Raw genomic sequence first — 6,120 nt, forward strand, 5'->3', positions numbered from 1 at the left:
TCAGGCCGACGTGGGAATCGCCATGGGTGCGGGTACCGACGTGGCCATGGAGACCGGCGTCATCGTGCTCATCAAGAACGACCTGCGCGACGCCGTGACCGCGATCGACCTCTCCCGAGCCACCATGCGTAAGATTCGTCAGAACTTCGTGTGGGCCCTTGGCTACAACACGGTGCTCATCCCCGTCGCAGCCGTCGGCCTTCTCTCGCCGTTCCCGTGGATTGCCGGCGCCGCCATGGCGTTTTCCTCGGTATCGGTCGTGACCAACTCGCTGCTGTTGCGCCGCTTCAAGCCGCGCAAGCGCGTCGTCACTCCCGCCATCACCCCCGCTGTGACTGAGGTCGCAGAATGAAAGGATCCCCGATGAAGACACGACTCCTCGCCGCACTCGCGGTGGTGGCCCTCGCAGCCGGCGCGCTGTCGCTGGTCGGCTGCCAGTCGACCACCGCGCCCAAAGCCGAGACGATGGAGGTGTGGGGCTACGTCGCCTCCGCCGACAAGGCGCAGCTCGAAGTCGCCGAGAACCAGAACGGCGTCAACGACATCACCGTCAAGCGCGTGCTCGCACCCACCGATGCGTGGATCGTCGTGCACGCCGACATGGATGGCGCACCCGGTGTGCGTGTGGGACTCGCACCGATCAAGCGGGGCGAAAGCCTCGACGTGAAGGTGCCGCTCGAGAATCTCACGACTCCCAAGGTCATCGTCGCGATCCACGCCGACAAGGGAACCCCTGGCGAGTTCGACTTCGACATGATGAACAAGGAGATGAGCGCCGACCGACCGTTCTTCGTGGGCGGTAAGGAGCTTGCCGCAGTGGTGACGGTCCGTGAGTTCGGAATCAAGACGGATGCATCGCGGGCATCGATCGTCGCCTCCGACCAGATTGAAGCGACCGCCACGATCACGGTCGGGCACGTCACCGCACCCGAGGACTCCTGGATCGCGGTCCATCTCGACAACGACGGCAAGCCCGGCCAGCGCGTGGGCCTGAAGCACGTGGCGTCAGGCGAGACCACGAATGCCGTGGTCAAGCTCGACCCACTTCCGCTCACCCCGACGCTCATCGTCGCTCTGCACGCCGACCGCGGCGACCCGGGCCTGTTCAACTTCGACATGGACGACACGATTCACAGCATCGACCAGCCGTTCTTCATCGGCGGCAAGGAGCTCGCTGTGACGGTGCGCGTCAAGTAGCACCTATCCGATGAACCCGTACGCTGGCGGGCCGTCTTGCAAAGGCGGCCCGCCGCGTTGCTCGGCAGGAGGAGCTCGTGAAGCTGATCGTGTTCGGAGCGACAGGTAGGACCGGTCGCCACGTGGTCGAGAAGGCGCTGGGTCACGGTCACGCGGTGACGGCGTTCACCCACAGCACGCCGCTTGCGGTGTCGCACGCCAACCTCTCGGCCGTGTCGGGCGATGCGCGCGACTTCGAGTCGGTGTCGGCCGCGGTCGCAGGACACACGGCGGTGGCCTTCGCGCTCTCCGGGGCCGGCAACCACGAGCCCGCCATGGCGAACGTCATCCACGCGATGGCCGAGCATGACGTGCGGCGTCTCTCGGCTGTGAGCGCGGCCGGCACCTTCGCTCGCAACGACAAGTCGCTCCCGCTCGCGTACCGTGCGCTCGTCGCAACGGCGCTGCGTTCAGCCTACGACGACCTCGAGCGCATGGAGCAGCGGATCATGGCGTCCGATCTCGACTGGGCGATCATCAGGCCCGTAGGCCTGACCGACGATCCGGCCACCGGCGACTATCGCGTCTCGCTCGATGGCTCGCTGCTGAGCCGATCGAGCCGGATCTCCCGTGAAGATGTGGCGGGACTCGTCATCAAGTCACTCGAGACCGACACGTACCTGCGCCGCTCGGTCGTCATCGCCCAATAGGAGCACCGTGAGCGGGTCACGTGCGGTCGTCTGCTACACCACCGGCTCGGCTGGAGGCTCCTCGGCGAGCGCGGGGATGCGATCGGCGACCTCATCGGCGGCGCGGCGCAGCGATGCCAGCACCGCGGCGATCCCGGGGTGCCCCTTGCTGCCGCGGCGGATGGCCGCCCAAATCGTGCGGTCGATCTGCAGGTCGCTCACGCGCGTTACCGTGACATTGGGGTAGCTGCCGATGAGCGCGAGCGGCGGGACCAGCGCCACTCCCAGACCCGCACCCACCGCGGCGAGGATGACCTGGAAGTCCATGGAGTGGAAGTCGGTTCTGGGTTCGTAGCCCTGCCGCCGCGTAGCCGCGATGACCAGGTCGAGCATCGATGTCGAGTCGCGCCCCACGATCCACTCCTCGTCGCGCAGGTCCGCGAGCGCGACGGGGGAGCCGGTGGCGAGTCGGTGGTCCGAGGGCAGCGCGAGGTACACCGGTTCGGTGAAGAGCCGCTCGCGCTCGATGCCGCGATCCGCGAGGCGGGGGAGCAAACCCCACTCGTAGGCCACAACGACGTCCAGGTCGCGGTTCTTGAGCGCCGGCAGCGACTCCTCGGGTTCGAGGTCGACCATCGAGACGCGCAGGTTGGGGTGGCGCTGCTGCAGGTCGGCGAGCGCGGGTACGAGCAGCGCGCGAGCGCCGGTCGGGAACGCAGAGACTCGCACGCGCCCCACCACGCCACTCGATGCCGCGGCGATGTCGGCTTCGGCGCGTTCGATATCGGCGAGGATGCGCTCGGCGTTGACGACGAGCCGGGCACCGATGTCGGTGAGCTGGACGCCGCGGCCCTTGCGCTCGAGCAGCTGTGCACCGGCCTCTCGCTCGAGCACCGCCATCTGCTGCGAGATCGCCGACGGAGTCATGAAGAGCGCCTCGGCAGCCGCCGCGATGGTTCCTCGGGCGGCGACTTCGCGAAGCATCCTGAGCCGGTTCACGTTCAACATAGTGTAGTAAATCTTACGAGAATAGTTAGAAGCCGACAATGGTTCTTTACTGTGTGTGGGCCGAAGATAGGTACAGAAGATACGCGGCACACAGAAAGCCGCTGTGGAAGGAGGCGTTCAACATGCAGGACAACTTCAGCGCAGGCAGCGTGTTCTACGGCAGGACGCTGGCGTTGGTTGCGGCGGTCATGGCGATCGCCATCATCCTTCGCCTCATCTAGCCCCCTTGTGCCGTCGCCGGCATCCCCCGGCGGCGGCTCCTCCCGGCCCCCAGCGCTCCGTGACTCCCCAAGTCGCGGGGCGCTTCCCTTCTCGCGAGCCTCGCGCTTTCACCATGCCGACCGAGCAAGTATCGTGAGGAGCACCAGCGGAGAGGGGGATGGCGTGGAGGACCGAGGTCAGCAGACCGATGCACCGCGCGGGGGATTGCCGAAGGCGACACCGACGCGTTTCGACGTCGTCTTCTGGATCGCGTTCGGCGTCTCGACGCTCCTTGTGGCCGGACAGGTCGGCTTCATCCTCAGCTTCACACCGGTTGTCTTGCGGATGGCCGCCACCCAGGGCGGCGCGCTGCCCACGGGCCTCCGGCTTGCGAGCGACTTCGGGCCGATTGGCCTGTTCCTTCTGTTCACCATTGGGGACGCCCTGATCTTCGCCCTCTTCGCATGGTTCGCGCGCCGCTACTGGATCGGGCTGCTCTTCGTGCCTTCGATCCTCTATCTGGCAGGGGGATTCGGAGCGCTCTGGGTCTTCGCCGCCGAGGTCGCGCTCGGTCGTTAGCCGTTCTGCGACGGAAGGCGCTTTCCATTCGAGCCTGCTACACTTCAGTAGAGTGATGTAGTGCTTCGCGTCGCCGAGACGCCTCTTCCCGGCGCACGCCACCCCGCGACTGGAGACGACCATGCTGACGATTGCGCTTCCCAAAGGCTCCCTCGGTGAGCAGACGCTGCTGCTGTTCTCGCAGGCCGACCTCGAGGTCAAGAAGTCGAGCCGTGAGTACAACCCCACCATCGCGGATCCGCGCATCGGTAAGGTCAAGATCCTGCGGCCGCAGGAGATTCCGATCTTCGTACAGAACGGCTACTTCGATCTTGGTATCTCGGGATTCGACTGGGTGACCGAGACCGGTGCCGACGTGGTCGAGGTCGCCGAGCTGCCGTACGCCAAGACCGGCACGGGCGTGGTGCAGATGGTGCTCGCGGTTCCGGACGACTCACCGGTGACGAGCGCGCGCGACATCAAGCCAGGCAGCCGCATCACCACCGAGTTCCCGCAGGTCACGCGCAAGTTCTTCGACGACCTCGGCATCCCGGTCGAAGTGCACTTCAGCTACGGTGCGACCGAGGCCAAGGTGCCCGACATGATGGACGCCCTCGTAGACCTCACCGAGACCGGCTCCACGCTTCGTCGCAACGGCCTGAAGATCATCGACATCGTGCTGACGTCGACGACGCGGCTGCTCGCGAGCAAGGAAGCGTGGGCCGATCCCGAGAAGCGTCGCGAGATCGACGAGATCCGCACGCTGCTTCTCGGCGTGATCGAGGCCCGAGGGCGTGTGCTGCTCTCGATGAACGTCGCGGAATCCAAGCTCGATGCCGTGATCGCATGCCTGCCGGCGATGAAGCACCCCACGGTCGCCAAGCTCTACGGCTCCGACGATCTCGAGGTGACCACGGTCGCCGACAAGTCGACGGTCAACATCCTCATCCCGCAGCTCAAGGCCGCCGGGGCGGAGGACATCCTCGAGATCCCGATCAGCAAGATCGTGAAGTAGGCCATCCCCGGACACGACAGGGCGCGTACGCCTGTCGCGAACCCACTTCGGCGCCGCGCCGCACTTGTAAAGCCGAGGGCGTGCGGGTCATTCTAGGCACGTCAGGCAACCAACGCGTCTGAACACACGCTGCCCTGGAGGGAGTGCGCGGTATGCCGAGCGTCGACCTGGATTCGGCCGTCGCCGGCGACAGCCCCGTCGCCGAGCCGCTCATCGTCCTGCGCGACGTTCGCCGCACCTACACCATGGGCGAGGTCGAGGTCGAGGCGCTGCACGTCGACGAACTCACGATCAGGCGCGGCGAGTTCGTCGCCGTCCTGGGCCCATCGGGCTCCGGTAAGACCACGCTGCTCAACCTGTTGGGCGGCATCGATGCGCCCACCAGTGGCACCATCACATTTGGCGAGCACGACATCTCACACCTCAGCAGAAGCGAGCTGACGCTCTTTCGACGCGAGCATATCGGCTTCGTCTTTCAGTTCTTCAACCTGATTCCAACCCTTACCGCCGAGGAGAACGTGCGCTTCGCACTCGAGCTCGCCTCGCGCGACGGCAACGGGCCCGACCTCGATCCCGTTGAGTTGCTTGCCAAGGTCGGCCTGGCCGAGCGCACGAAGCACTTCCCGGCGCAGCTGTCGGGCGGGGAGCAGCAGCGCGTCGCGGTGGCACGCGCGCTCGCCAAGGCGCCTGAGCTGATTCTGGGTGATGAGCCCACCGGTAACCTCGACTTTCGCACCGGCAAGCTCGTGCTGAAGGTGCTGCGCGAGGTCAACCGCGAAGAGGGCGCCGCAGTCGTTCTCGTGACCCACAACATGCCGCTTGCGGCGATCGCCGACCGCGTACTTCACCTGCGTGACGGCCACATCGTGTCGCAGGAGGTCAACGAGCATCCGCTCGACCCGGAGGACGTGACCTGGTGAGCCGCCGACGAGCGGTCAGCATGCTGACGCTCAAGGCCTGGCGCGACATGCTCGCGCGCAAAGGGCAGTTCATCGCGCTCGTAGTGCTCATCGCTCTGGGCATCACGAGCTACGTCACGTTCCAGAACGGCTACTACAACCTGCGTGCTTCTCTCGACTACGCTTACAGCACGCTGCGCTTCGCCGATCTCACCGTCTCGGCCGATCGTATCCCGGACACGGCTGCCCGTGCGGTTGAGCGGATACCCGGCGTCTCGGCAGCGCTCGTGCGTTCCGTCGCCGACATCGGACTGGAGCTAGAGGACGGGGAGCAGGCGACGGCGCGCGTGATCGGCTCGGCGGGGCAGTCCGCCAAGGTCAATGCGGTGCACATCGAACAAGGGCGCTACCCCGCGCCCGGCGCGCGCGACGAGGTCGCGCTCAGCACACAGTTCGCCTCGGACACCAAGACTCGGCCCGGCGATCGGGTGACGCTGCTGATCGGCGGGCAGCGCATAACCGTGCGCGTCGTCGGGATAGGCATCGACCCCGAGAACCTCTACGCGATGCAGAA

The 6,120-nt window shown here is 66.2% G+C and carries 8 protein-coding genes; 7 read left to right on the forward strand and 1 reads right to left on the reverse strand.

Annotated features, from left to right (window positions below; genetic code table 11):
- From HGB10_11715 to HGB10_11725, 3 genes are all read left to right on the forward strand, one after another.
- On the forward strand, positions 1–352 hold a 352-nt coding region (locus tag HGB10_11715), incomplete at its 5' end, for a heavy metal translocating P-type ATPase (protein ID NTU72469.1).
- 11 nt (positions 353–363) lie between these two features.
- Complete coding sequence (locus tag HGB10_11720) at positions 364–1,197, forward strand: hypothetical protein (protein ID NTU72470.1); 834 nt, start codon at positions 364–366, stop codon at positions 1,195–1,197.
- 77 nt (positions 1,198–1,274) lie between these two features.
- The gene (locus HGB10_11725; protein NTU72471.1) at positions 1,275–1,886 is read left to right on the forward strand and encodes an NAD(P)H-binding protein; all 612 of its coding nucleotides are present in this window, start codon (positions 1,275–1,277) and stop codon (positions 1,884–1,886) included.
- Between the two features lie 33 nt (positions 1,887–1,919).
- On the opposite strand, the gene HGB10_11730 is transcribed toward HGB10_11725, so the two are convergent.
- Complete coding sequence (locus HGB10_11730; protein NTU72472.1) at positions 1,920–2,849, reverse strand: LysR family transcriptional regulator; 930 nt, start codon at positions 2,847–2,849, stop codon at positions 1,920–1,922.
- A gap of 408 nt (positions 2,850–3,257) precedes the next feature.
- On the opposite strand from HGB10_11730, the gene HGB10_11735 reads away from it, so the two are divergent.
- From HGB10_11735 to HGB10_11750, 4 genes are all read left to right on the forward strand, one after another.
- The gene (locus tag HGB10_11735; protein ID NTU72473.1) at positions 3,258–3,653 is read left to right on the forward strand and encodes a hypothetical protein; all 396 of its coding nucleotides are present in this window, start codon (positions 3,258–3,260) and stop codon (positions 3,651–3,653) included.
- 121 nt (positions 3,654–3,774) lie between these two features.
- Positions 3,775–4,647 carry an ATP phosphoribosyltransferase gene (locus HGB10_11740; GenBank protein ID NTU72474.1) on the forward strand — a complete coding sequence of 291 codons (873 nt, stop codon included), beginning with the start codon at positions 3,775–3,777 and terminating at the stop codon, positions 4,645–4,647.
- Between the two features lie 152 nt (positions 4,648–4,799).
- Entirely contained in the window at positions 4,800–5,567 is a 768-nt protein-coding gene (locus HGB10_11745) for an ABC transporter ATP-binding protein (protein ID NTU72475.1), read from the forward strand.
- Positions 5,564–6,120 (forward strand): hypothetical protein (locus tag HGB10_11750; GenBank protein ID NTU72476.1); only part of this gene is annotated, 557 nt, incomplete at its 3' end. The genes HGB10_11745 and HGB10_11750, both read left to right, overlap by 4 nt.

This window comes from Coriobacteriia bacterium, assembly GCA_013334745.1.
In the GTDB taxonomy this organism is placed as follows: Bacteria; Actinomycetota; Coriobacteriia; order Anaerosomatales; family JAAXUF01; genus JAAXWY01.